We start from the raw sequence: 26,108 nt of genomic DNA on the forward strand, positions 1-26,108 counted from the left end.
CCCGTGGCTGTCGTATAAGAAAATGAACTCATTAAATAATCTGTGTACAGTTCTAAGAGTTCTTTTTTCATCGCATACCTCTGATTTTTGTCACCAGAAATTTAATACCTTTCTTTCTCTTTGCGTAAGGTGAGTTAATTAATCAAAATTTTGATGCATTTTAATTTCTTGAGCAAGAGTAAGAGCAAGAATGAGAATTCAGTTAGGATACTGCTGGTTTATGTGGCTGAATCATTTATAAAAATTTTTTTTGATTTGTATTGTTGAAAATTGAGTAAATGGATTTCTAAACCAGCTTTTGTGCAAGTTAGTTTTTATGAAAATTTATATTTGAATGAACCATCCTTTGCCTTAGACACAACTAACTTTGATGGATTTTTCCCTTCCGCCATAAAGCCTAAAAGCTGGGATGAAATTTCGGGTGCTAATCTTCTATCCACAATTGCATCTATATTCCGGGCACCTGTTTCTGCACGTGTACACGATGTAACTATTTCATCAATTACTGCTTTGTTAAATTCCACTTCAAGATTCTGATTAGTCAACAATCTCTTTTGTATTTTCCCAAGTTTCATTTCAACGATTGGTTTCATTACGTCGCTGCTAAGCGGAAGAAATACTATCGGCTTAACTCTTCCAAGGAATTCTGGTCGGAAGTATTGATTCATGTATGGTCTTAATTCTTCAAGCAGTTCTTCGGGGGATGTCATGCCGCCATTATATTTTTCAAACAAGACTTCTGATGCCAGGTTTGAAGTCATAAAAATTGTTGTGTTTGAGAAATCAATATTTCTCCTGTCAGCATCCTGCAGCATTCCACGATCAAAAATTTGCATGAACAAATCAGTAACAGAAGAGTTTGCCTTTTCAATTTCATCTAACAAAACTACGCAATAAGGTCTTCTTCTTACTGGCTCACTTAAAGCCCCACCTTCACCATAACCTACTAAACCAGGATCTGCACCTATAAGTCTTGAAGTATTATATTCGTTTTGATATTCCGTCATATTAAGTGTTACCATAAATCTTTCATCGCCAAATAAAACTTCGGCTACAGCTCTGGCAAGTTCGGTTTTACCCACACCACTCGTTCCGATTAATAAAAATACACCAATCGGACCTTCTTCTTTTTTAATTCCAACTTTTGCTGCACGTATTGCATCTGCAATCTGTTTAATGGCGTGGTCCTGTCCAACAACTCTTTTCTTTAAATCATCCTCAAGACTTAATAACGTTGTCATCTCATCTCTTGTCATATTACCAACCTTAATGCCTGTCCACGCCTCAATAACTTCTGCCACCGTGTTTGCGGTTACTTCGGCAAAAACCTGTGGATTATTTACCTGCAAAGCAATTAATTCATCTTTTACTTTCTTTAACTCTTCAACAACTACAGGATCATCTTTTCCTGCAACATTTCCGGCAGCTTTTTTAATTCTAAGATCCATTAACTTTTTGGTAAGTGAACTTTCCGTTACCCATCTTTCTTCATCTTTTTTAATTTCTTCTTCTAATTTTATTTTTCTTTCTTTTAATGATTTCAGAATTTCCTGGTCAATGATTAATTCCATATCCGAATCTTTCTGTTGTGAGTTAATTGCCATCTCAACAGATTTTAGCTGGCTGATTGTTAATTCCAGTTTGGGTGGTTTGCTTGTTAAAGACATCTTTACCCTTGTTGCGGCTGTATCCAAAAGATCAACTGCTTTATCCGGCAATTGCCTTCCAGCTATATATCTTCGGGAAAGTTTTACAGCACCTTCAAGCGCTTCGTCAGTAATATGAATTCCATGATAAGTTTCATATTTATTTTTAATACCACGTAACATTAATATAGCTTTATCATTATCTGGTTCACCAACATGTATTGGCTGAAACCTTCTTTCCAAAGCTGCATCTTTTGCAAAGTATTTATTGTACTCAAGATAAGTAGTTGCCGCAATTGCTCTGAATGATCCTCTGGCAAGTGCAGGTTTAAGAAGATTTGCTGCGTCACCACCTCCTGCGGATGCACCAGCACCAATTAAGGTATGTGCTTCATCTATAAAAAGAATGGCTGGCTTGGGAGAATTAATAATTTCATTTATTACCGCCTTTAACCTCTTCTCAAACTCACCGCGCATCTTAGTACCAGCCTGTAGAGCTCCCATATCAAGAGAATATATTTGGTTATTTTTTATAATGTCCGGAACATCATCAGCGGCAATTTTTATTGCAAGTCCTTCAACAAGGGCGGTTTTTCCAACTCCCGGTTCACCTAATAAAATAGGATTGGATTTTTTCCTTCGGCACAATACTTCTATAACCTGAATGATTTCTTCATCGCGCCCAAGTATTGGATCTATTTTTCCGTCTTTAGCTTGCTGCGTTAAATTTGTTGTATATATATCAAGCACAGTTCCATCTTTAGGAATTTCTTGAGCTTCTTCTTTTGAAATCATTTCAGATGACACTGCCGGATCTTCAATTGATCCTTTTACAATATTGTAAAATTCGGTTCGGAGCACATCTTCTTTAATTGCCGAAAGAATGTTCATTAGTTTGCTGCTTATAACTTGTTCAGAAGCTATGAAAACTTCGAACAATGCTCCCGATCTTATTTTTGTTTCATGATGATGTACTGAGCTGGTTATCCATGCCTGCTCTAATAATTCTGTTAACAAAGGGGATAATTTGGGTTTGCCAGAATTCCCACTTTCCATTTCATCCAGATTTTTTGTAACAATCGAATGAACATCGCCTTCCTCAATTCCAAAATGTTTTAGGATCAGTGGTATATCTCCTTGTCCATCTTCAAGCGAAGCATTGAGCAGATGATCTAAAGTAATTTCATAATGTCCCCGTTTTATTCCCAGTCCGGTTGCTGTATCCAGAATGCGAACTATATAATTATTTAGCTTAAGCAGCAGCGATTTTAAATCTTTACCTTGCATTTATTCTCCTAGAAATACTTGTTAAAAAAATTTCAGATGTTATGAAGAAAATAATTCCAAAGCTCAGTACTTATTTCAGAGCAATTCAGAATTATTTTTTATGAAGTGAAAACAATCTATGGTTTTATGACTAAGCGGCAGTAGCTAATTCTTCAAATCTTAAATTAACATTTACGTTTTCTTTGTCTGGTTTTCCCAGCCACATTGTAGAGCCTAATCTTAAACGGTCATCATTCCAATCTACTGAAGAAATTGAATCTGACTTTACAATAAATTCAATGTTAAATTCTAATCCATCATTCAAATAGAGTTTTAGAAGTTCGTATAATTTATTTGCATTTTCTGTCCCCGGTAAAAATTGCAGATAGTCTTGAAATGAAATCTCCCCAATCTGAATACTTATCCTGCTCATATAATCAACAACTGTTTTACCAATATAGGAATTTGAACCTAACTTATAATCATTATTACCAAGTGTTGGTATTTCAGATAACTCCACCCAATGAGGAACAAATTCTTTTATTTTCATACGGAATTCGGGAAACAATTTTGCAAGCAGAATTTTTAATCCTGATTTATTCCTTACCCTTTGACTTAATATTCCTGAAAATTTTAGAAGCGTAAAATCTGGTAATATGGAAGTTTTGGAACCGGAATGTTCTTCTCTTCCTATAAATGCAAATAATCTTTCAGTTATTTTGTTGTTCGGTTTTCCATCAAGATGAAGATAGAACCGATACTTTTTCCAGGATTGATAGTAAAGCCAATAAAAACGATTGTTAAACAAATCAAAAAAACTTTGAAGCGGAACATTGCCTTCACCTAATGTTCGCAGTTGCATCGAGACTTGTTCATGATAGCACCTTGGTAACGGCGAATTTATGCCGTACAATCCAAGGAAGTTAAGAATGAATTGTATCTCACCCTCTTTGTAGGATATAGATTTAATATCTCTTGGTGGATATTCATAATTCTCGTATGAGCGAAACCTTATTCCGGTTTGGTCGAGAAGAAAATCTTTTCTATTTGGATAATCTTTTTTTGTGATTTGCTCACTTAGCCAAACAGCTTGCCAAACATGAAAGGAAGGTCCTTCCTGAATAAGCTCTTTTATTAAACTGGTAATATTTCCCCCAACAGCGGTTGCCATGTATAAACTTTTCCTGTTCCCTTTTCAGTAATTTTTAAAAATACAAAGGAGTTAAGAGTTACATATTGAGATAGGAAAGCATTCAGCACCATTCCCATCAAATTAATTTCTCCTTCACCATATTCAAATTCTTTTGGATCTACTTCAGCCTGAAATTCAATGCCTCTTATCAATCCCTGATTCATGATTTTACTAATGAGTTTTGGCTGAGTTACATTTTTTATCCCATCTATCCGTTTCTTATTTGAATGATTATGTTTTTTATTCCAGTTGTAAAGATTTAAAACACTCTTAAAAGTTTCTGTATTAGCCATTGTGTTAAAGCTGAATGACAGATGAGAAATTAATGACCATAAATAATTTTGTTTGTCAGGACATTCAAGAACTTCAGACGGCATTGTAATATTTGAGGCTTCAATTCCAGGCGGAAAATCTAATGGCTCTTTTATTGCGCCTACTTCCAAATATGCCGATGGTAAAAATCCATTAGAAAGTGTTGCTTCAATACTTAAAGTTTCTTTAGGAAAAGTTTCCAGTCCCATACTTGGTCCAAATAATCGGATATAAGTTTCAGACATATCACTTTGAAGCGGTCTTCTAAAAATGGAAAAAAATCTTTTGTAATTATAATCAGGACTGTTTGAATCCAAAATATCATGTGAAGTTGTTGGGATATAAACATATTGCTCCGTTCTATCCTGGCTAATTCCATTTACTTTATCCACCGAATATATTTCTCTGCTTTTTCTTCTATATAGATCAGGAATGATATAATATTCAGGAAGGCGCTGAGTAACAGAAACTTCTTCTGTCGGACGGGAGAATAGATTAATTATAGGAGCACAATTTATTAATATGTTTGAAGCATCTGGCAATTTTTCCCGAGCCATCTTTTTATCGAAATCAATTTTTATCTCGAATGTAGAAGATTCCCCCAAACTCTTAAATTGATTTAATCCCAAAATTTCTAAGAAGAAAAATTTTTCAGGGAAAGAAAAATATTCGTGAAGCAATCTAAATCCTACAAAGGTTTGTTGGGAATAGGGAAGTAGTGCATATTCATTTCCATTTTCCAGTTCCTTTGTAAGTTCAGGTACTTCTATTTTAAAATTTTCAATATTTACAAATGGCGATGCTTCATCTATATATTCCCTGACTGAGATTGATTTTACAAATCGATTCAGATAAAGATGTAAGTTGTATTTAACGGATGCGGACCCATGTAAAAATATTTGAAAGCGTTCCAGGTTAAGCAAATTATAGTCAACATTTCTTTCGAGCTGAAGGCGAAGAATTAATGATGAAGTTCCATAAGCCGAATCAACAACTTTAACTTCTTCCAATTTTATAGGACGGACTACTAAATCCTGTGTTGTGCGAAAAATAAAATCCGCAGCTTCTTCCTTTTCCGTTATACGGCTATTTTCACTTGGTCCGGATTGTACTTTGTATTTAACTTTATACTTTCCTGCAGGTGTTTGTATTTCACTCCCTCTTTTGATAAAGACTGGTTCAGTAAGCGCACCAGTTTTTATTTTTGCCTGAAGAATTGCACAAGAAGGAAAAGCTTTTAGCAAATGCGGAAACAAGATTTCCAATATTCCCCCGGCAATCTCTGGGAATTCATCATCCAATCTTTCATGGATTCTACCAGCAAGGAAAGCAAATCCTTCAAATAATCTTTCAACAAACGGATCTTTTTTTTCTCTTTCACTTAACCGCAAACTTGAACCAAGAGTTGGATGTTTCTTGCTGAATTCATTACCTTCAACCTGAAGCGAATTATATTCTCTTTCAAAATATTTATCTAAACTCATTTCGCATCCTTCTCTTGAACTACCTTTGTCCAGCCAGTGGTAGAAAATTCGGTTAATAGTATTTCTTTATTTGGACTGTCTTTAATTTTTATAATTATTTTCAACGATGCTCTTAATGTTTTTTGGTCAAAATCTGATTTTTCTATTCTTACTTCTCCAACTCGCGGTTCATATTTTAGGATGACTTCCTGAATTTCTTTTTTTAATAATTCGGTTGGGTTACCGGACTCCAGGTAAAGTTGTAGGATATCTGAAATACCAAAATCCGGCAAGTGTAACACGGAACCTCTTCTGGTAGTTAATATCATCCGCAAATTCTCAATTACACTTAAGCTTAATTTTTGATCTTCAGTTAGATGATCGAATTGAGAAAGACCGGCTTCATCAAGATTCTTATTTTCATAAGTGAATTGACCGACAAGAATATTATACAGACTTAGATTACTCATTCTATATTGATATGTTTTCTTAAGAGAAGTAAATGATTTACGAATAATTTATTAAATCACTCTATGTAGTACTTTTGTACTAAAATTTCATGGTTTTAATCTTATTCATTTTAGTAGATAAAAAAGAATAAGATTAAGATCAAAAATAAGAAGGAGATTAGAACAATAAAATAATTACCCCGGCAAAACGCCGGGGCTAAAAAAACGAGAAACGTTACTTCATAAAGAAGCCTTCATCGGTATGTATTGTACTTGCTGTCAGATGTTCCCAGGTATATGTTTCGGAAACCAAATTAATTTGTTCCAGATGTCCAACTGTTTCAGTCTCTGCCTCAAACGAAGAAGGCATCCAGTTCTTAACGGAAGCAATCCTCGCTTTCTCTAAAGTATATTTAAAGTAAGGTGTTTCTGATCCTGTTGCTTCAGCAATTTCATATAAAGTAACAACCACTTTAGATAATATTGCACCTTCAACCAGTGCTTTCCATAAAAGCGGCGTTAACTTATCGATTGATTTTACAATTTCAAACTGCTCATAAGTTCTACTGCCCGAAGGTGTAGATGAACCTTTCTGGTAACTTAAACTGCATTGTTGAGAAAATCCAAAAACCATACAACTTTTATTTGCTCTTGGACCTGGCATTTCACTTCCGCCATCATCAGAGAAAATAACTTCGCCTTTAACTGCCATAAGAACCTCCTATTATGTTTGTTAAGAATTAATTTATTAAAAAATAAGATCGATCAATTCCGATCGTCTCAGCCCTCTTCGCCTGAATGGTAGGCAATAAGTTTAAGATTTACGTCCATTCCTGTTATTGCAACGTGTGGTCTAAATTCAGCGCTTATCTGAAAGAATCCTGGTTTTTCCGGAAGCTCTTTAACATCAAGCTGATATGAACGGAGTGGTTTTTCTGCAATAATTTTTTCAGCAGGATTAGGCATATCAACTACTAATGTATCCAACCAACTGGACAGGTCTTTCTTAATTTCACCAGCACCGGCATTTCTACCAACGAATACTAATTGCCTGTATTTTAAATAGTGCGCTATCCTGGTTACAAGCATTGTGTATTGTAAACGTGATCCAACAGCATAATTAGCAGAAGCAATCGGATCGTTTTTTATTTGTTTAGGTCTGTTTGCGGAAGGAGTTTCAAAGAAACATGCATAATCAGTTCTATCCCAATGTGCAAGAGGAATAAATCCTAAATCGCAAAGTTCCTGATCCTTCGCCTGACCGACAGAAGCTTCGATAGGTACTTTTAGCTTCTTCTGTCCATTTTCTTCATATGTTGGAACTGGTAAGTTTTCAACTTTACCACCTGAATCTACGCCAACTATTTTTACGCCCCATCCCCATTTTTCAAAGCTCTTAACCATGTTAGACGCAAGTGCAAATGAAGCACTACACCACAAACTTTTATCCTGCCCGGCAGAATAAATGCCTTCGCTGTAGTTAAAGTTTTTTGTTGGTTCAGCTTCAGCATTGTAAGGTAATCTTCCTAAAAACCTTGGAAGTGCCAGCCCGATATATTTAGAACGATCATCATCGCGGAAAGCTCTCCAGGATGTATAGTCCACCCCTTCATTAACCTGTTCCGAAAGGAAGCGATTGTTCATCACATCACCCATACTTTTTTCACCAAAGAATTGATGACTTGCATTTCCAACGAATGGAAGCTGTGCTGATTCAGAAAGAACAGAAAGATGTTGAAGCAAAGACATATCTGTTGGTGTATTGTTAAACTGAAAATCAGAAATAATTGAAGTGTAAGAATGTCCACCTACTTTATCATATGCACCCCAATATATATGATGCCAGAATCCGCTGTCTTTTTCATAACCCTCACCTAAAGCAGCATCGTTCAAATCATCGTACAATTCCTCTTTTGTTACATCAAGAAGTTCAAATTTTACTGGTTTGCTAAACTCAGTATTCTGAACAAGAAACAACAAGCCTCTCCAGGTAGATTCAAGTTCCTGAAAATCCTGCTGATGTAAAATCTCATCCATTTGAGCGCTTAAAACAGTATCAATATCGGCAATGTAAGAATCTACCAAAGCACCTGTTATTTTAAACACCTGGGATTCTTTTCCAATTTTATTTATAAACTCTGCAACAGCAGTTTTTTTTGTCTCGTCCAGCATCGAAATAAGTTTATCAACTGAACTTTGCTCCTGCTGCTGTTCTGTACCGGTTATTTTTTCTTCTGCCATTTTTTAAATCCTCCGATTTGTAATTTTAAAACTTTTTATCATTGATAATTATTATTTCTTTTCTGTTGAAGTTTGTCCAACTCCCAGTTTTGACATGAGGTCTTCAATACTTCCACTGCCATCTTTAAGAACACTTTCCAAAGCCTTCTTTAGGTTGGCATCTTTTAGAACGGAAAGTTTTAATTCCTTTAACCTTTCTCTTGCATCCAAAAGTTTTTGCAAGGGTTCAACTTTTTTAACAATTTCATCAGGATGAAAATCTTTAATGTCCTGAAAGTTAAGTTTTACTTCCATCTGCGCATCAGGATCATCAGAAAGTTTGTTCTTAACAGTTAATTTCAGATGAGGATTAATATCCTTCAATGCTCTTTTGTAATCCCCTTTGTTACCTATAACCCTAAGTCTACGATCTTTAACAGCGCCCAGGCTTCCAGGTTCACTCTTACTGAAATTTCCGGGAATAAGCAGGCGATAATCAAGTTCAACGCTTTCTTTTGCGTCGCTGCTTGGTAAGATACTAACTTTAACTCGTTGTGCTATTTTAGGTGTGATTGGTCTTGCCATTGTGTACCTCTTTATTTTGGTTTTTGTTTATGTAATTTGATTGCTAAGATTCCGTTATATTTTGCAATTTTGTAGAACAATTCTTCTTGTTCCTTTTCAAGTTTACTTATTAATTCCTTATCCTTGCTTTTGGAAATAATTTCCAGGTTGGTTAAATAGAGTGATTGCCACACTGCTGTACTTAAAGCTTGTTCCCAACCATCAAGATTATAATTTTGGATAACCTCCTTCAGTTCTAAAAGATTTACTTTTGCGAGATAATACTCTTTTTGATGATAGAAATAATTTGCAAGATTAAGCTTTCGTAAAAATTTTCCTTTCATTCTATCGTCAGAATTTATCTTATTCTGCATCGTTAATACATTCATTTCAAAATTATTCGGAAGATCTTTGCATGCAGCTTCATACTCATTATTTATTGTGCTATAATCTTCGCCAAGGATAGGTGGTAGAATCATTGCTCCACCTGTTCCATCAGAACTTACAACACTTTTAACTTCATCATTAATCCATTTAATTGTTTCAGGATCAGCAAATGGAGTTTGTTTATCCTTAAATTTTAATTGAGGTAAATCCGGTATTCTTTTAAGCAGCGAAGCGAGGTGATGTTTAATATCGTTTGAAGCAAAGACATAATTCCCACCTTTTTTATCGAGTGCATTTATTAAATATCTTTGCGCATCAAACCAATATCTGAATTCACTATTTTCTTTTATAAACTCACTCTCAACACGGGCAATCAGCATATCAAAATTGTTATTTGTAAACCAATCCTTAACTAAACCTCGTATTATTTTATTTGGCGCTTCAATAAGAGTAGCACCATCAGTATCCGCTGGGCGCACGAGATTAGTCCATTGAATTTGCCGCGATAATCCGAACACAAAATAATTTTCCGGGATGCGCTGTTTAGTAACGCCTTCTTCGTTGTACTCAAAAAAGAAAGTAATAGTTTTTCTTAATTGAGTAACCGCATCTTTTTCGGAACTGAGATTTATCTCTTGAATAGATGAAGAAGTTTGGGCAGAGGGTTGTTGAGGTTTTGTTGCTTCAACAATTTGAGTTGAAGGAGTAGAAACTGGTCTTTCAACTGTGGGAGTACTAATTTTGGCTTCTTCCTTTTGTGGAGGGAATAATAGTTTGTTAGCTTTTTCCGCCTGGGTTTCAAGTGCTTCCTTAAATAATTTTAAGACAGGAACATTTTCAACAAAAAGTTTTTCGCTTAAAATAATTATTTGGGATAATGTTTTATCAGCGTCTATAACATAGGCAGCATTAGATTTATTTATATCTTCTCGTTCAACTAATTTATAAACTCTTGGTGTATTTAGAAATTGAAGAGCTTTGCTTCGATGAACAATATTTCCAGGGAACAGGTTATTTTCAAACTTTGCAAGAAGATGATATACTAAGTTTAATCCTTCTTTAAGTCCCTGCATTTTTTCTGTTCTGAAAAAAGAAAAACATAACCAAATTGCAATTTTCAAGTCTTTACTTTTATCCAACAGGATAGCATCACATAATTCTATAATTTTTTTATAATCTGGTTCTGTTTTAGGAATTTCCATATTTAGCTTAAAATATTCTTCAGAACTAATCGCATCTATTCCCGCAGGTGAATCACCAGGTATGGGTTCTAAATATTTTTCAACAGCTTCAGAAATTTCTATTATATCAATATCCGCCAAAATCTCAGCTCCGTTTTTTATTGTTGTATTGTTTGAAAAAACTTCATCAAGGAAAGCTTATCATTTTCTAATAATTTTTTATAAGCTGATGGTATTGAATTTAGTAACTGAATTTTATCCTCAAACTTTTCTACTTTTAAAACTCTTGCCCCACTTTCATCTTTCAGAATAAGATCAACATATTGCAATGAGGTAGGTTTGTTAAGAAATACATATAAATCAATATTGTTGTCTTGTTGAGTCCAAAAAAATGAAGGTATATATAAAGGTTTGTTTACTATAATTAGAATCAATTGAATAAAAAATCCCAAATCGTAATTGGAGTATTCTTCTGAAGTTCGAAAAGAAATTTTAATTCCGAATGGGAATATCAAGTGTGAATTGAATTTCATCCAGGAAAGATTTTTAATCAAATTATTTACTATAGCAAATTTTACCGGATGATTAAAATCATTCAAAGTTCTTTCCCAGAATATTTTCTGAGTTGTGGAAGTAAGGTATTCCTGGTATTTCAAGTTTGGGTTATTCATTGAAATTTGAGATGAGATTTTCTGTACTTCATTATTCAGTAAATCTAAAGTTTTTATTAATGAGGATTCTTTATACAAGAGCCTGAATGAATTAAATGATTCATAAAAGAAAAGTGGAATTAAATGTGCCGGGATGCCATTTAAAAAATTCGTATTTAAATTCAAAAATAAAATGAATGGAAATTCTCTTTCACTTTTATCATTGCTTGGAAAAATTACTCCGGCAAGAGCGTTTTTCGTATTTGTATCAGGATAAAAGAAATTTAACCCAGGAGATTGTTTGTAATATGCTTTCCATTCTGATTTTAGTTTTCCTCTTGCTAATGTTATCCCGTCTTGTATCCATTTATCTATGGATAGGATTTCTTCACCACCCGCATTGTATTTAATAAAATCTAAATATTTTGGCAGCTTGCCAAAGTATCCGGCAGTTAGCCCAAAATTATTTTGCGGATTCAATAGAACAACCGATTGTCAATCAATTTTATACGGCAGATTAAAAGATTTAAAGAAACTTGCAGAAAAAGGATTTCTTGAACTTCCCGCATTTAATAAGTAGGTAACAACAACATCGTAAGAATTCTCTTTTCTAAAGAACCAGTTAAAAATATACTGGGAGGATGATTCTCCAATAGATGCTGAAGCTTCATTCAGCAACCTGAACAAAGACCATTCTCCATCATAGGCTTTTGAATCACTTGTTCCATAACCGCGGATTGATATATTCATTTTAGCCGTTGGAGTTCCTTTGCTTCCGGGCCAGGAATAATCTGTCCAGAAAGAAGCACCCATTTTATAATAATTCTCAACGTTATCAAGATTAAGATAAACTTGTTCAACAACCGGCTTAGGAGTAACGATTGGTTTAGAATCAGGAAGCTGCGGTTTTAATTTGAACGAAATATTTAAATCACCGCTTTTAAATAATGTGGCGCTTATATCATCCGCTCTTTTATAGGCAGCTAACAATTCATTGGAAATATTTATTCCTTCGTTTTCCCACAAATTAACTTTCCATCTTTCTTTATTTATGAATGAGCTTAATTCATCATTGAAAAAACTCCAAAGTATGCCGCCCTGAGGTTTAAAGAAATCTTTGAAATCCTGAATTGGAACATCATTGTTAGATTTTTTAAATGGAAATGAGTTAGCCATAGTTTTGTTAAACACATCATAAACTTTTGTTTTCCACTGCTCATTAATATAAAGCGAAGCATCCGAAAGTATAGCCCGCCAGGTAAGTTTAACCGGATCGGTAAAAAGTCCCTGGAGCGCTGGTGTACTAAATAACGCACCTTTAATTGATTGAAGCGCAGTAGGTAATTCCACAGCGCGCTGGCTTAATACTTTAACAGCATAATCTTTGGTTAAATCCTGCGCATCTTTAATCGATTCAATTACTCCACCGATATTACCATATTGAGCAATAATTGCATTCAAATCATTGCTGGCAGAACCATCCGGAGCTAAAATTAATTTTCTGTATTTATTAATTTCTGCAAGATTGGGATTTGTTGAACCTGAATTTGCTGAATTTTTTTTGTTTTGAGTTGTATCCTGCGGAGATTGAATATCTACAATTACCTGTAATTGAGTAGCAAAAGTTTTTAAAATTAATACTAGCGGAGATCCCACTGGGTCACTTAATATCTTTAAACTATTTGCAGCCAAAGGAACAGATTCAAAATCGCCGAACTGGATACTTTGAAGAAATTGAACCCAGGCTTGTTTATAATCGTTCAAGTACATTAACAATAATTCATTTCTAACATCTTCGCTGTTAAGTTCTTTTGTTGGTTTTATCTGTTGATCTCCCATTACCCAATCTTCCTGCCCTGGATTCTTACTTTCATTTATGATTGCTTCCTGCATATAATTCTTCCAGCCATCGGCAGTAAAAATATGTGGTATTTTTAAATCGGTCTTCATCAAACTGGAAAATCTTCCACCGATTACTTGCTCAAGTGTAAGATCATTAGAAAATTGGTTTGTACCTTTCTGCTTTAACCGGGCATATAAATTTTCTGCATTTGGTTGATATTGAATTCTGCTTCTTACTAAGCTTATCAATACATTATCATTCCTTTCGGGATAAACAGCTTTATCATTAAGTCTTTTAACAATGAATGAAATGTAATTTCTGAAAAGATGTTTTAATGAATCTTTGTCTGTTGATGAAGCAAGTGTATTTGGATTTATATAGTGTGATTCTAAAATTTTTGAGAATACATTAACTAAAAACTTATGTTCAGTTGTATCTAATTTTATACGTTCATTGCCAAGCAGCATATATGCTTTCAAATAATTGTAAATATCCTCACCTGAGTAATCCTGACCATTAGCAAAAATATTAAGTACTCTTTCAATCTCTTTAAAAATATTTTCATTAAAGAAATATTCTGTTTTAGTTATATATAAGTTCTCTAACAATTTTTTAGTTCTATCACTCCTATCCATTCCAAAGCTTACAAATGATTCAACCGCATTTCCATTTTCTATGTTTTCAATGGTTGACCGTAGATTTTCTGTTTCCTTAAAATTAGTTAAGAGATTTCCATTCCAATTAATAGATTTAAAGGTATTTGCTGTGCTGGAAATTTTATCCAAGGCATTAGTGCTGCCACTAAATCCAACATATGTGAACAAACTAAACAGTGAAAGAAACAAGATGGAAGATATTACAACTACTAGCTTTAATGTGTTCAATTTTTTAGTAAAGCCGGAAGTTTGTCCTGCAATGTAATTTTGGTCACCGATTACAACATCATTCAATAAATCTTTTATGAAATAATTTTTTGTTTCAACAATTTCTTCCGCATCTTCTGTGGATTCTTTTGTTGGTTCAGGAAGATTAAATTGTTTAGCAATTTGTTTTATTGCAAGATCTAATGGAACACCTTCCTGAGTACCGCTGGTAAAATAAAATCCACGGAATATTGGATTATCCTGATACGGATTATGCTGAAAAACTTCACTAATCAGGTGAGTTAACTTTTGTTGAAGGGATTTATATTGGAAAGGGAATAAAAAAACTTTGCGACGCTGTTCTCTTTTCAAAGGTCCGCTCAGCCGGATTGTTCGAATTTCAAAAAGTTTTTCCGTAAGTTTATTAAACTCAATTTCAAATAAATCTTTTACATTTTGGTTTAGTTGTTCACTAGGAAAAGTAGCACCCCAAATTTGTGAGCGTTCTATCTCACTAAAGTCTCCGAAATATTCCACAAATCCCTGAATTAAATCGCACTTGGTAAAGATAAAATAAACTGGAAAATTTACTCCCAGGTTTTGGATTAGTTCATCTATTCTCTGCCGCATATTGGATGCATGTTCATTAAGCTGTTCCTTATCAGCATTAATTATTTCATCAACATTAAGAGCAATTATTACACCGTTGATGGGTTTTTTGCGTCTATTCTTTTTTAATACATCTAAAAATGCAAGCCATTCAGATCGGTCTTCTGTTTGTGAAATATATCTGCCGGCAGTATCAAGAAAAATTCCTTTAGTAGAAAAAAACCAATCACAATTTCTTGTACCACCTACACCTCTAAATCCTTCTTTGCCAAATGGAAATTCCAGACCGGAGTTTTGTATAGCTGTTGTTTTACCGGCAGCAGATGGACCAATAATCATATACCAGGGTAGGGCGTATAATGCAGCTTTGCCAGTTTTACCTTTCCCGATTTTTGAATTCTTTAACGAGGTTATTGCCGCTTCTAACTGTTTTTTAAACTGCTCTATCTCGGCTTTTTTTTCAGGACTTAAGTTCTGCATATTTGCATCTGCTGAAGCATTTATTGATTGCTCAATCTTTCCAGCTTTTTGAACTTCCTTCATTCGATTGTACAACAAAAATATTATTACAACCATAATGAAGAATATTCCGATTCCTATCCGGAATACCATTGACATTCCAAAAATTGAACCGCCAAAATATGCTATTGCCAATAAAAGAATAATTACCAATGCAACTATTACATTTCGGCTTCTAAGGATTTTAATGATGCTGTCCATTATTTATAATTGTTTTTGAGGTTATTAAAAAATTGATGACTAGTTTAAAGCAGCTTATTTAATATTTGCACAACACTATCAGCTTTACCAGAAACAGACATTGCCATTATCGCATAAAATATTGTTGAGATTACGATAGCACCAACCGGATACACCCAAAGTGGTAAACCTCCTTTAGCATATTGAATTACATCATCTTTTGCTTTTCCATTTGGGGAAATTGTATCAATGGCGTTATACATATCCGGATGAAGTTCTATATTCAAATCATTTATTACCCGTCTCAAATTTTCTGGAGATTGAAGCTGGTACTTTCCCTTAAAGCCAAGAACCAGGCAGAGGTAGTAAATTTCTAAGACATCTTTGTTGCCAGTAGTTCTTTGTCTAAGCGAATTTATATTATTAAAAAATTCTTCACCTGCATTAAAAGTATCAAAAAGTTTTAATTGAAGTGGTTCAGATAGCCATTCGCTCTTTTGGTCCCAGGAAGAACTGATTATTGTTTCATCAAGTAAGGCAACCAATGCAAATTTAGCCTGCTGTATTTTTTCATTTTCGTATCCGGAGCTTCTTCCATTTCGTTCAAAGTCATCAAACATTTCAGTTACTTTTGTTTTGATGGAATTTGCATTACCATAATTATTTGTTGCTCTCAATTGAAGAATAAGAATCAAACAATCAGAAGCTACGTCTGAAAGAGGTTTGCGTTTTTGGCTTGATTGTACTTGCTGAACTGAATTCATTTTTTCAATCCTGTAAATAAGGAAAAAAATTAAAAATTATTGGATTTAGATATCGTTGTAAAGTTTGATTGCTTAATCGTCTCATCATAAATAACAATTGAACAATTTTTCTTGGACTATGAATATGTGGAATATGAAAAAAAATTATCCCCCAGGCATTAGCAGAACTAACTCCATTTGCAGAGATTTAAATTCCGCTGCAATAAAGAAGGCGATATTATTTTTGGCAATAATTTTATCCCAGAATCTACCTTCCTTATTGATTTTAAAGTAATGCGCTTTTTCATTTATGGAAATCCCAGCCGGTGGACGCGCTACATACTCAATTGATACACCCTGAATACCAGCCTGATGAACAGCAAAAATTTCTTCGTACGAGGATATCTTAATATTTTTTGATAACTCGGAAATTATTTTCTTTTCTGACATTTCACCTTGCACGGTTAGGAAAAATTGAGCATTCATTTGAATAGGCGATAGCTGTCCAACAAATAAAGTATCTGCCTGTTTTCTTAAAGGAATAATTACATCACGTCTGGAAACAGTTTTCTGAACATTTAACATTGCATTAATCTCATCAATCAAAAGTTTAAAAACCTCAGTTAAATGATTATGATCATACATTGGAAATTCCCCGGTCTTCAATCCTAAATTTGAATATGTGGAAAGCTGACCAGCAAGATTTAAAAATAATGTATAAAGATTTTCCGGATGAATATGACGCGAAGAATGATAATAATTTAGTAAAGGAATGTAAGTATTAACCGAAAGAAGCATTAATAATATTTCTACCTGAGTTAAAGACAATTCAGGTTTCTGAATACTTGCCTGGCTCCGCAATTCTTTACTTTTGGAAACCAAAGCGCCTAAAATTTCTCTGATAAAACTTTGCAAAACTTCTGATGCAGTAATTGAAATTACCGGAGCGATATAATTTGCATCCATATTAAATTTACCATCAGAACTCCTTACTATTTCACCAATTTTTATTACACTAAAATCATCTAATGATTCTTCGCCAAATTTGAATTGGAAATTTGGTTTAACAACTCCAACTGTGCGCATATTTACGCCGGTATTATAATCAAGTAATTCCATGTTCTGCAATATGAAGCGTGAACTTTGGGAGTTTGCAGATTCTGATAACTGGCAGTTATTTCCAGTTAATTTTTCTATGGGAATTGTCAAATAGACATCTAATTTTTCCGAAGTAGCTGAGAAGGAATCAGCAAAGCTCCTGCTTTTTGGTACTGGATCGTTGTTCGGAATATCAAATACTAACCCGTCGGGCATTATTCCACTGCATGCAACAAGCCCAAATGAACCACCGGACAGTGCTGCCAAATCAATTTGAATTTCTTTAAAGCCCCAATAATTTGGATTTAAGTACCCAAGTTTTGTATTTGTGTAATATTGATTGTATCTATCCGCCTGTTGAAAATGATGCGGATCTAATTTCATTCCTTCGAACCAGATAACCTTCTGTAATTTCATTAATTTATTATCCTGGTATTAATAATTCAAATTGTTATTTTGTTGGATTCTGAATAACCCCAAATTGATTATTCATTTTTATACGATAAAGAATTTTCGTGAACTACTATTTCAAATTTGTCATTCCCAGAATCCAAAGATATAATTTGAAGCCAACCATCTTTAGCAGGCGAAAAGAAATCACCAACAACACCAAGGTAAGCCGCATCTTTTTTAATTTCAATCTCTTTTGATTGTACAGATTCTCCTGGTACCAATGTTTTTTCAAATTTGGAGTTTGGAATTAAGTCATCAGCTAAAATTTCCTCTGGACTTCTAATTAATGATTCAAAGCTGGCGTTCCTGAATTTATCAGCATTTTTTAATTGATAAATTCTAATAACAATTGCATTATTATTATTGCAATCATCATCGCATTTTAAATTGATTTTAACTGTTTGCACTCCGCCGCATCCGGATAATACAAACGAAGTAACAAGAAAGGGGAGTAGTAAAAATAATTTTTTCATACCGCTTCCAGTTTTAAATTATTAAAATTCATTTTGAGATTTACCTGAAATTCTTTTCTGATATCCTTTCATAAAAGATGGTCTAAAAAACTTCTTTTCTATATGATAAGGATCAGATATATACTTTTTATAATTTTCCTTAATGCTCTCCAATATTTTTGCTTTTTTAGAGCCAGGTAACATTTTTCCAAAATCTAAACCTGGAGTTTTTTTAATTTTATTTTCCATCTCAGCTTCAATTAGCTCAGGATTTAAACTTTGTAAAAGTGATTTGCTGCCTTCTGTAACCGAATTCATATAACCTTCCAGGAGACCTATTTGATGTGCGAGTAATTTTTGTGCTTCTTCTTTTAGCAAAAAGATCCTCTTTTTTTCTTCTTCGGCAGAAACCGCAGGATTAAATAAAAATTCTTTTAACTCCTTTAAAGAACCAGTTGGCAATGTATAAAAAACTGTTACCCCAAAAAATTCCTGCCTGAAATGAAGAAAGCCTTGGATTAGTTTTGAAAAAGTATCGAGTAAGATATCTAAAATGTTTGTAAAATGGGAACTAAGAGAATAATCCTGGGAAAACGGTTCGTTCGGATTCACCATTGGTTCTATCGTTTGCTTGAAAGATTGCGATTTATTTAATTCAGGCTCATCAACAATTTCTTTTTTGTTAGGATCGTACCCTTTTTTCTCAAATGGGTGATATTCCTTTCCCAAAAATTTTTCAACAAAAAATTCTGCTAAAATTTTATTAACATCATTTGCTTCAATCCTATTAAGAGATTGCAGTACAGAGAATCTTAATGCATCTGATTTTACCTGAGATTTTTCTAACGAATATTTTTCTGCTATTTTTCCCAAGCTTTCAACTATATTGTTCATCTCATCAGCGTATGGACTTGAGAACACCATCGTTTTTTGATTGTCATCAATTATTATTTTCTTTTCCTCTTGATCAATTAAAAGCAGAGTTTCAAGTTCATAATCTCCAATTTTTATTTTGTCACCAGATTTTAAAGGATTTTCTTCTCCTGCTTCAATTTTTTGTTCGTTCAGATAAGTAAAATTTGCAGATTCGAGATCGATTAATTGAAGTATACCTTCAGTATCAATAATCCGCGCATGCTTTCTAGAAATAATTTTAAAAGCATCTGGCAAGGCAATATCGTTACTTTCATCTCTGCCTAAAAAAATTGGAAATCGGGTAAAATCCAATTCTTTTGAATAAGAAGGATCGGATTGTTTTTTAATAAATAGTTTTAATTTCATTCTTTGATATGTTTGAATTTAGATTAGAGGAAAATAATTTAACTGGACGCAACTTCGTTCAGTGACTCACATTTTGTTTATTCACTTATTTTCTTACTTGTTCAAATAGCTAAGTATAAATTTGTTTAATAAGTGATATTTTATAGAGTTCTATGTTTATAAAATTCTTGTTCCTAAATGAAAGTACCTAGTCAATTTACATCTTATGTGCATCTAAAAAATTCATTAGTAGTCTGTCCGGTCATACAAAACACCCAAATTATTTAAGAATATAGATTTAAATGTTACCACCGGATTCTGCTTTTTAATAATCCAATAAATTTTATTAAACGAAGGAAATAACTGGTGGTAAAAATTTTTATTCATTTTTTGTGTTAAGCAGCTTTTTTATTGAAAAGGTCGACAAATAATTTCATATTAAAATATAGCTTATTCGTATATACAAGACTATAACTATATTCTCCGGTTTTAAAGTGATAACAATGATGAAAATGAGACCTCTTCATACGTTCATATTAAAAAAAAATATTTGCTTTGTCAAGAATAATTTAATTTGTTATCCTTAAAACCTAAAATAAAAATACTTCTTTCATTTCCCCCAATTTTTGCTGTTAGTCACAATGAATCCTAAAAACAGTAAAAAAATTTTCATATGCAATTGGAATTAAATTTCTTTACTTCTGTTATAATTTAGAAAGTATATTGAAGACATGGTTTGTATTATTCAGACCGTTGGTTGCTTGATTAGTGGATAAATGCTTTAAAATTATTTATTGGAATCGTCGTTTATTCCTTTATTAATAACAAGATTAATATGACACAACTCTTTCGACCCATATTAAATAGAAAGATCTCGAATTATTTTGGTTCCAGGAAAAATGAATGAATAATTCAAAATTTATTGTTTATGGAAGTTGGGATTAAAAAAAAAGTTTTATAATCGACCAATTCAAAAAAAAAGCGGTTCCATTTCTGGAACCGCTTCTAAGATGACCCCCGAAGCCCGATTACTTCTGTAATATCATCTTTTTAGAAATGCTTACCGATGGGGAGGTGAGTTTGTAAATGTACACACCACTTGCCAATTCACTTGCATTAACTGAAACATTATAATTACCTTGCTCAAGTTCTTGATCGATTAAAGTTCTAACAGTCTGACCGAGCATATTGTAAATTGATAATGTAACTTGTCCTCTCATTGCAATTGAAAATTCAATTGTTGTACTTGGATTGAACGGGTTTGGATAGTTCTGGCTCAACTTGAATTCCGAAGGTAGTTCGTTATTCTTATCAACAGAAGTTGTTCCGTTAACACTCTTGAATACTTTACCACTCTTTGTTCCAACAAACAAATCATTGGAAATAGGATTTACTATCATTGAGCTTATTCCGTATCCATCCATTCCGATTGATTTCCAGTTCTCGCCACCATCTTTAGAAACGAATACACCATTTGCAACTGAGCTTGCATAAATGTTATCATTACCGTCTACCGTCATTGAGTAGATATATTTTGCAGTTAAGCTGCTGTTAACCTTAATCCAGTTTTCACCATTATCAACTGAACGGTATAAGCCATTACCATAAGTACCGGCATAAAGAACGCCTTTAGAATCTTTTGTTAATGACCATACATAATCATAACCAATTGTCAATTCATTCCATTTGCTATTTGCTTTATTGAATTTAACTACTCCTGAACCAAATGTACTCGCATACAAATCGGAGTTTGAGTTAATAAGCAGACTTTGAACTGAAAGATTAGTTAAACCATCATTTATAGAAGTCCAGGTTTTTCCGTTATCATTAGAAGAATAAACGCCTGCGCCCCATACTGATGCGAACAAGCTGCCTTCATTATCAGACGTAACTGTTCTTACATCTTGCATTGATAAGCCAGCAGATACCCAGGTATTTCCTTTATCTAATGAACGATATAACCCGGTTTCTGTTCCTGCTAACAATTCATTTCCGTTATTAGCAATAGACCAGATTGACTTTGTACTGATATTGTTTACTTTATTCCAAGTGTTGCCACCATCTTTTGAACTTAAGATTGATCCATCAACTACACCAGCAAACAAATTGCCTTCAGCATCACTTGCAAGTGTGGAAACAACAGAGTTAGAATTAAAGTTATTCATCGATTTCCAGTTATTCTGATCTGAGTTTCCAACTGGACCATTATTATCGAAAGTAATATGAACGACTGCTTTTCCAAAATCATCTTCTGATTCAACGCCATTGTTTGGAGTAGAATCAGGATCGTATTTGGAAGATGCAGAAACTTCTGCAACGTTTGTAATATGATCAACAGGAATGTTGCCAATGAATTGAGTATTGTTAAACTGACCTTGACCTGTAATACTCTTTGCAATCATTTGACCATTCTGAACACCAGATACAAAGTTTACTGCTGCGAATGGTGCAAGAATAGAGCCTCTAACATCAATTCCCTGAATTCTAAGAGTTGATGCGTTATAGAAATTGTAAAGGACGTTTGATTTTTCTGTTCCAAATATTACTAATCCACCAGTCCAGGAAACATCAACACCATCGATATTAACAAGAACTACAGAACCGTTTGGTACATCAATTTCAAAATTGTTAGCTGAAGATAATTCAGCACCAGAAACTTTAAAGACGTTAAGGAATGGGTCGGTTCCCTTTAAGAACAATCCACCCCACTCAAATTTGGTTGTACCATTTACTGTATAACCAGAAAGCTGAGTAGAAAGATTAGTCAGGTAAGTTCTGGCTGCTGCAAAATCAATTGGATTTCCTTGATGAACATCGCCATTATTGATGCTAACAAGATAAATTGGAAGGTTAGATGAACTTCCATAAACCACATTACCACTATAAACAGCGCCACTGTGGTAGGTTAGATTTTCACCAACTATCAAAACATCTTCTGCGCCATTGGAGTTAGTAAGTTTATCACCAACACTATAGCAACCTAATTCAGCGCTTCTTCCAACTGCCATCTTACCTTCGGTATCTGATGATGGTTGGTTAATATCATAAAGAACAAAAACATTGTAACCTTTTGCAAGACCTAAATCGAAATTACTGTTGTTCATCTGGTTTACGTTAACTTTTACTGTTATACTTAAAACTGCACTAGCACCATTTGCTAATGAACCAACAATCCATTTTCCAGTTGTGTTATCATAAGAACCGTTTGTAGAAGATGAACTAATATAATCTAAACCAGAAGGAAGAACATCTTTTACTTCAACATTATCAGCATCCTTTGCACCTTTATTAATTACTGTTATTGTGTAAGTAATGTTGTCACCATTTTTGGGGTTTTCATCACTTACAGTTTTTGTTAATTCTAAATCTGCATTATCGCAAGCTGGGGCAGAGCATACATTGGGATTCCAATAGTAATCAAACCCTTCTCCATTGTGAATTACATTTCCATTACAATCAAGAACATTTACACCAAAGTGAATTTCTACGATTTGATCAGTACATCTAACACCAGGCCAAATTCCATTGATAGTAAAATCTGTGCTGCCGGTTATATCCTGGTTAATATAATGTGTGCTGTTATCAACGCTGCCATCATTTGGTTGAACAATATTCCAGGCTAATTGTAATCTTGCACTACTTGGATTTGGAGTAAGATCAACGTGTCCGGTAACTGAAGCCGCTTGAGAATTCAACCAACAAACAGCCATAGAGTTGTTTTGGGCACCTACAACTGTAAAGAAAGCTGACCAATTAGTAACACAACCAGTTTCTTTCTTATAAATACCAGCGTCCCAGGTTAAATCGTTTTCACCAGCTTCTAAATTTGTGCATACTGTCATTCCAGTGTTGATGTCAACATCAGAATCAATTGCATCGTTAATACCAGCATCTTTCTGTGTAAATAAATATCCGGTAGGTAATACAAATTGAATTTTGTAATCACCGGAGACAAGATCACTAAATAAATATAAACCATTATTGTCTGTTGTTGCTTCTGCTAATAATTCATTGTTGCAATTAAAAAGACTAACTAATACTCCAGGAACTCCTAATTCACCTTCATCCTGAACGCCATTTTTGTTTTTATCTTCCCAAAGTCTATCACCGAGTGAACCTTTAGGAGCAGGTAGAACGTATATTCCAGCGTCCCAGGTTAAATCATTGGTAGCAATTGGTAAAGTAATACAGGTTGTTGTTCCGTCGGTAAGTTCAACATCAGAGTCAAGTGCATCGTTACCAACATCTTTTAATGTAAATGCATAACCGTTTGGTAATACAACTTGTACTTTGTAGCTGCCAGCTGTTAGATCACTAAATAAATATAAACCATTGTTGTCTGTTGTTGTGGTTTTTAGAACTGTTCCGTTGCAATCAAGCAATTTAACAGTTACACCACCAACACCAGTTTCATTATTATCTTGAATTCCATTTTTATTAACATCGTTCCATACTTTATCGCCTAAAGAACTCTTGCAATTTACAGTTAATGTAGCACTGCTCTGGAATGTTACATATGCAGATCCATTGCTTGGATGACCTTCTATGGTTGCAGTGTTTACCAACTGACCACAGTTGTTTTCTGTAACTGTATAGGTTTGGGTATAAGTTTGAGTTTGACCAGGATTGATCAAATCAAAATGTTTAATACTATGATTACCTGATGGATTTAATAAAGCATCAAATAAATCAGCGCCGCCTGCGTGTGCAACATCGCCACAATTGCTTACTGTAAATGTATAGGTAACTACATCACCCGGTTTGGCAGTTGTAGGTGCAACTGATTTTTCCATACTGATGCAAGTCTTATAAAATCCGAAATCAATTGTAATATTATTTGAACAATTTACCGTAACTGAAGCAGAATGTGTAGTAAGATCACCATCACTGTCTTTCGTATCATCGCCTTGATCTTTTTTACTTGCGTACCATTTTGTTTGATCAGTATTGAAGAATAAACCACCAGAAACAAAGTTGCTTGCTGCAATCCGTACAGTATAAGTTCCGTTTACAACATCTGTAAATGAATATTTTCCATTTACATCTGTGGTAACAGTTTGAAGAACTTGATTGCTGTTATTAACTAATTCAACTTGAACGCCTTGGATGCCAGGTTCGTTTGCATCTTGTTTTCCATCATAATTCAAATCGTGCCATACAAAATCGCCGATTGAGCTTTTGCAAACTACCGGTGGGCAAGCCAAATATCCTTTATCAACTGTTCCATTATCAAAATTTTCGTTCATTGCAGTTGCAGCATCATTTAATTGACTTAACGTATAACCACCAAGACTTCCGCCGCCTATTGCTGTATTTGCAATTGCTAAAAATTCATTTACAGTCTTACCTGCAAGAGTACCGGAACTTATAACTAAGTCGCCAAGGTGAGTGCTTTTTATTCCAAATGCACCAACCTTATCAAATTCTACACTTAATGTTAATGCTACTAATTGTCCTGCAAGAACAGTAATCTTTGAAGTTGGGTTATTATAATTTTGAGTTAAAGCATCCGCTGTTCCACCTTGTGGTATGAATCCTTGTACTGCTGATGAGCTTGTTAGAGTTATTTTATAAATTCCACCAATAACAAGTCCATTTGGAAAAGCTGATGGAAAATATTGTTCTCTTATATGTCCAGGTGTACTGTTTGGTTTGCTTCCCCAACCACCCTGGGTATAAGTTGTATAACCTTTTAAATCGCAATCTCCTTCATTCCAATTTGCGCTACCTTTTACTATTCTTGTAACTGTTGTTGGAGTTGCTAAAACTAATTTTTGATAAATATCAGGAGCCGCAATGTGAAAATAACGTGTACCTTGAGGAATTATTGCGTTAGCTGTTGCAGTAATTTCTGATGTTAAACTATTTCCCATTGCAAGGCTTACTAATGTAGTCATTCCTGCAGCATCGGTTTGTAAAGATGAAGTGCTTAATGATCCGGTAGAAGCTGTAAAATTGATTGTTAAAGCGTTAACAGGAGCTCCGGTTTCATCATAAGCAGCTGCGTTAAATTTTGCTGCATTACCTACAAGGTTGTTTTGATTTGGAGGTAATATTTGTAAAGTTTCAACTGGTTTAGTTGTACCAGCATTTGCTACTGCATCTGCAATAATTACTAAAGCTCTTGCTTTTATAACTGCGTCATTAACCGTATTTGCATCTACCCCGTCCATAAAATGCCAAATAGCAACCTGAAGTGCTGCGGCTTCTTTTTTTACATCTGCTCCAGAAGGAACTGACTTATATGGATAATAATTGTTAAGTATATAAGTAACTTCTGAAGGAGTGAAACCTGCATCAGTATAAGGATTAGGATCACTTGGTGAGTCCCACTTAATATGATGTTGAATATCAATACAGTAAAAACTTGCTGAAACACCATTTATTGTACCAGCAAAAGTACCTGCGTAAACATGCAGGCTGCTATTATCATAAGGATTAGTAAAAGTTATATCACTAACCTGATCTGTACCGGTTACTTTAGCTGTGCTTGTACCTAATAACTGGTTGCCAGAGTTGTTAAACCTGGTAGGAAAATTTGTTGAAACATTTTTGTTTCCACCAACTACAGGTTCATAAGCAGATGTAACCTGTACACCTAAAAACAAAAAGATGATAGAGAAAAGCACCATCAAATTTGTAAGTCGATTTTTCATAATGAGTCCCTTTGTTGAAAAAAAAATTATTTATTTATTTTGCTGGAATTAACTCAGTTCTCGTACCAAGGCTGTTTTGTGCAAATTCAGAAGAATTTCTAA

The 26,108-nt window shown here is 34.0% G+C and carries 15 protein-coding genes; all 15 read right to left on the reverse strand.

The window, feature by feature from the left end; genetic code table 11:
* Positions 1-314: 314 nt before the first annotated feature.
* Positions 315-2,933, reverse strand: a complete 2,619-nt coding sequence (gene tssH, locus NTX22_15120) for a type VI secretion system ATPase TssH (protein ID MCX6151854.1) — start codon at positions 2,931-2,933, stop codon at positions 315-317.
* Between the two features lie 130 nt (positions 2,934-3,063).
* On the reverse strand, positions 3,064-4,083 hold the full coding sequence (gene tssG / locus NTX22_15125; protein MCX6151855.1) for a type VI secretion system baseplate subunit TssG: 1,020 nt from the start codon (positions 4,081-4,083) through the stop codon (positions 3,064-3,066).
* Positions 4,047-5,900 carry a type VI secretion system baseplate subunit TssF gene (gene tssF, locus NTX22_15130; protein MCX6151856.1) on the reverse strand — a complete coding sequence of 618 codons (1,854 nt, stop codon included), beginning with the start codon at positions 5,898-5,900 and terminating at the stop codon, positions 4,047-4,049. The genes tssG and tssF overlap by 37 nt, the downstream gene beginning before the upstream one ends.
* Positions 5,897-6,349, reverse strand: a complete 453-nt coding sequence (gene tssE, locus NTX22_15135; GenBank protein ID MCX6151857.1) for a type VI secretion system baseplate subunit TssE — start codon at positions 6,347-6,349, stop codon at positions 5,897-5,899. The genes tssF and tssE overlap by 4 nt, the downstream gene beginning before the upstream one ends.
* Before the next feature lie 214 nt (positions 6,350-6,563).
* Entirely contained in the window at positions 6,564-7,040 is a 477-nt protein-coding gene (tssD, locus tag NTX22_15140) for a type VI secretion system tube protein TssD (protein ID MCX6151858.1), read from the reverse strand.
* A gap of 68 nt (positions 7,041-7,108) precedes the next feature.
* Positions 7,109-8,569: a type VI secretion system contractile sheath large subunit gene (gene tssC / locus NTX22_15145; GenBank protein MCX6151859.1), complete on the reverse strand. Its 1,461-nt coding sequence runs from the start codon at positions 8,567-8,569 to the stop codon at positions 7,109-7,111.
* 51 nt (positions 8,570-8,620) lie between these two features.
* Positions 8,621-9,133, reverse strand: coding sequence for a type VI secretion system contractile sheath small subunit (gene tssB / locus NTX22_15150; GenBank protein MCX6151860.1), 513 nt, complete (start codon positions 9,131-9,133; stop codon positions 8,621-8,623).
* Positions 9,134-9,144: 11 nt separating this feature from the next.
* Positions 9,145-10,821 carry a TssA family type VI secretion system protein gene (locus NTX22_15155; protein ID MCX6151861.1) on the reverse strand — a complete coding sequence of 559 codons (1,677 nt, stop codon included), beginning with the start codon at positions 10,819-10,821 and terminating at the stop codon, positions 9,145-9,147.
* 17 nt (positions 10,822-10,838) lie between these two features.
* Positions 10,839-11,810, reverse strand: coding sequence for a type VI secretion system-associated protein TagF (tagF, locus tag NTX22_15160; GenBank protein MCX6151862.1), 972 nt, complete (start codon positions 11,808-11,810; stop codon positions 10,839-10,841).
* Positions 11,811-11,825: 15 nt separating this feature from the next.
* Positions 11,826-15,365: a type VI secretion system membrane subunit TssM gene (gene tssM, locus NTX22_15165; protein ID MCX6151863.1), complete on the reverse strand. Its 3,540-nt coding sequence runs from the start codon at positions 15,363-15,365 to the stop codon at positions 11,826-11,828.
* Positions 15,366-15,409: 44 nt separating this feature from the next.
* Positions 15,410-16,108: a type IVB secretion system protein IcmH/DotU gene (gene icmH / locus NTX22_15170; GenBank protein ID MCX6151864.1), complete on the reverse strand. Its 699-nt coding sequence runs from the start codon at positions 16,106-16,108 to the stop codon at positions 15,410-15,412.
* A gap of 144 nt (positions 16,109-16,252) precedes the next feature.
* Complete coding sequence (tssK, locus tag NTX22_15175; GenBank protein ID MCX6151865.1) at positions 16,253-17,602, reverse strand: type VI secretion system baseplate subunit TssK; 1,350 nt, start codon at positions 17,600-17,602, stop codon at positions 16,253-16,255.
* Positions 17,603-17,670: 68 nt separating this feature from the next.
* On the reverse strand, positions 17,671-18,111 hold the full coding sequence (tssJ, locus tag NTX22_15180; GenBank protein ID MCX6151866.1) for a type VI secretion system lipoprotein TssJ: 441 nt from the start codon (positions 18,109-18,111) through the stop codon (positions 17,671-17,673).
* A gap of 21 nt (positions 18,112-18,132) precedes the next feature.
* Complete coding sequence (locus NTX22_15185) at positions 18,133-19,371, reverse strand: FHA domain-containing protein (GenBank protein ID MCX6151867.1); 1,239 nt, start codon at positions 19,369-19,371, stop codon at positions 18,133-18,135.
* A gap of 1,007 nt (positions 19,372-20,378) precedes the next feature.
* A complete protein-coding gene (locus NTX22_15190; GenBank protein ID MCX6151868.1) occupies positions 20,379-26,006 on the reverse strand; it encodes a choice-of-anchor A family protein in 5,628 nt (1,875 codons plus the stop codon).
* Positions 26,007-26,108: the final 102 nt, after the last annotated feature.

The organism is Ignavibacteriales bacterium (assembly GCA_026390815.1).
Lineage (GTDB): Bacteria > Bacteroidota > Ignavibacteria > Ignavibacteriales > SURF-24 > JAPLFH01.